This window comes from Aureimonas sp. SK2 (genome assembly GCF_029813115.1).
Lineage (GTDB): Bacteria > Pseudomonadota > Alphaproteobacteria > Rhizobiales > Rhizobiaceae > Aureimonas.
The window spans coordinates 1-3100 of sequence record NZ_JAPZDS010000044.1; the positions used below are offsets into that span (position 1 = coordinate 1).

Sequence of the window (3100 nt, forward strand, 5' to 3'; positions counted from 1 at the left end):
CCTTCGGGCTTCGCAATCAGCCCACTGCGCGGAGTGGCGCGTCCGCTGCGTCGCTGCCACCCCTGTGCCCTTCGGCGCTATTTCCGAAGAGTTCCGATGCCTGGTCGATGCTCAACGGCTTGGAGTACAGATACCCCTGCACTTCGCCGCAGCCGAGCTCCCGCAGTATCTCGGCGTGCTCCACCACCTCGACACCCTCGGCGATCGTTCGGATGCCGAGCCCATCCGCCAGAACCACGACCGAGCGCAGTACCGCCATCGAATGTCGACTGGCGGGAATGTCTGTCACAAAGCTCCGGTCGATCTTGATCTTCGAGACCGGAAAGCGATGGAGGTAGCCGAGCGACGAGTATCCCGTCCCGAAGTCGTCGAGCGCAAAGGATACGCCGAGCGTCAGGAGTTCGTCGAAGATCCCGGACAGGCAATGGTTCTCGCCGACAAAGGCGGACTCGGTGATCTCCAGCTCCAGACGGGCTGGATCGAGCCCCGACGACGCCAACGCGGATCGAACGGCTCCGACGATGTCACCCGCAAGGAACTGAAGCGGCGAGACGTTCACGGCGACCTTGATCGCCTTCGGCCAGAGCAACGCGTCCCGGCAGGCACGGTGAAGGACCCAGGCGCCAAGCTCGTGGATCAGGCCAGTCTCCTCCGCGACCGGAATGAAATCCACCGGCGAGACAAATCCGCGTTCGGGGTGGCGCCAGCGAAGCAGCGCCTCCGCTCCCGTCCACGCCCCGTCACGAAGACGGGCCTGCGGCTGGTAGGCCAGTTCGAACGCCCCCGTTTCGACCGCCTCGGCAAGATCGCGCTCGAGCACCAGCCGTTCCAGGCGCGCCCTCTCCATATCCGAAGCAAACTCGACCACCGGACCGGCGGATGTGCGCTTTGCCTGGTAAAGCGCGACGTCGGCTCGACGACGCAGCACCGAGGGATCGGGGCACCCTTGCGCATCGCCAGCGATACCGACGCAGGTGCCGATCGATATGCGATGCCCGTTCACTTCGAAGGGACGCCCGACCTCTTGGACGATGGCCTCCGCAAGCGAGCGAGCCGAGCCTGCATCCGGTGAACGAACCAGCACCATGAACTCGTCACCGCCAACCCGGAACACCGATGCTCCCTCAGGAAGAACGCGTGCGGTACGAATGGCCGTCTCGACGAGTACGGCGTCTCCCGTCGCATGACCCAGCGCATCGTTGACGCCCTTGAACCGATCAAGGTCGAAAGCCAGGAGGGCGACGGGGATCTGTTCGGCGACCAGGCCGTCGAGTTCCGTTTCCAAAGCCCGGCGGTTTGGGAGCCTTGTCAGGCTGTCATGGAACGCGGCAACACGGAGCCGCTCTTGTGCCCTCTCGCGATCCGTCACATCGTGCAGCATGAGGCTGACGTAGGAGAGATGGTCGGCTTCGCTACGGCCGCGGCGCCTGTCCTCCAGCCAGAACGGCGAGACCGTGTACTCCAAGATCCGGGCCTCGCTGCCCGCATGCAGTTCAACGAGCTGCCGATCCGGGATCTGACGATGTCCGGTATCTCTCTGAGTGGATAGCGCCGCTTTCACCGCTCGCATCAGCGCGGACGGCAGGTCGGCCGAGGCACCCGGCTGCGCTGTCGGCGGTAGGTCGAGCAGGCTGCGCGCCACCTCGTTGATCCGCACGATCCGGCGCTCTGCATCCACGATCACGATGGCATCGAAGCTATCGTCGACGACGCGCTCCAAAAGACGTGCCGTGTTGCGGGTCTCAACCCGCGCGACCCAAAGCCGGAGTTGGCGAAGGTCGAACTCCCGCAGGAGGCTCCATAGCACGATCGCACCGATCGCAAGTTGCAACTCCGCCGTCGCCAACATCACGGCGCGGTCGAGATAGAGCCAGATCCCAATCCCTTCGATCGCGACCGTCATCACAGCGAGGACAAGAAGGCTTCTGCGAAGCGGACTACGCAGGACGAACCAACAGCCGGCTGCCAGCAGCACGAGAACTAGCGGCAGCGGCGGCTGCCACCGGACTAAGGCTCGGTCCTGCATCAAGGTTTCGGTCGCGAGCGCAATCACCGTTGAGCCGGAGACGATGCCTGCCTGTGGGACCGGAAACAGGTCGTGGAGTTCAATCGCCGTCGCTCCGACGATCAGCGTCTTGCCAGCGAGCATGCCCTCGGCGATCCGACCGCCCAGGAGGTCCGCGTAGGAAATGCGCGGGATCGAAGCGGCAACGATGCCGTGGTCGATCCCGAACTCCCCGCCGGTCTCTTCGCGCCCTGCCAGAACGGCGGGCATGGAACCGACGGTCTCGCCGTTGATGTCCATGGCCAAAGGAAAGCGACGCACGCGTCCATCGGGATCGACGGGGACGTTGATCGAGACCGGCCACGAAGCCGCAAGCAGCGGCACGATCGGCATGGATGCAAGCCAGGTCCCGGACGCCGGATCATGTTGGACGAAAGAAGCAAGGAACGTCTCGATCCCCGTCCCGCCGAGGGCCGCGGCAAGTGCCTCGTCGTCCATGGGGTTGGAGCGGGAGGAGAAGTCGATGTCGAAGGCGATCCTGACCGCTCCGGCTTCGGTGGCCGCCTTCAGGAGGTCACCATGAAGATGGCGGGGCCAGGGCCATATGCCGACCTCCTGGAGGCTCCTCGCGTCGATGTCGACGAGTACGATCTCGCCGGACGATGAACGCTGGCCGAAAGCGAACCGCGCATCGGACAGGACGGTGTCCAGCGTCCGGGGCAAGCCGACCACGCAGACGCCGAGGAGACAGGCTGCAACCGCCAGAAGCGTGACGAGCGAGCGGATCGATGTCTTGCCCGGTCGTTGACGTCGGCTCCTGGTGGACTGGCTCCCCATCGTGATCCCGCCCTCCTTCCCTAGTCCGTCAAGGACGGGGTGTCCGACCTAGCTCTTCGGCCCACCGTTGCCATTCCCATTCCCGTTGTTGCCGTTCCCGTTGCCGCCGTTCGGCCCGCCGTTGCCGTTGCCGTTCCCGTTGTTGCCGTTCCCGTTGCCGCCGCCGTTGGTGCCGCCCGGCCCGCCGTTGCCGTTGCCGTTCCCGTTGTTGCCGTTCCCGTTGCCGCCGCCGTTGTCGCCGTTCGGCCCGCCGTTGCC

2 protein-coding genes are annotated in these 3100 nt (G+C 65.2%); both read right to left on the minus strand.

Annotated elements, in window-relative coordinates; translation table 11 throughout:
• Window positions 1-16 precede the first annotated feature (16 nt).
• Window positions 17-2842: an EAL domain-containing protein gene (locus tag O5O54_RS22055; RefSeq protein ID WP_279483998.1), complete on the minus strand. Its 2826-nt coding sequence runs from the start codon at window positions 2840-2842 to the stop codon at window positions 17-19.
• A gap of 48 nt (window positions 2843-2890) precedes the next feature.
• The coding region (locus O5O54_RS22060; RefSeq protein WP_279483999.1) for a hypothetical protein at window positions 2891-3100 on the minus strand (210 nt) is incomplete at its 5' end.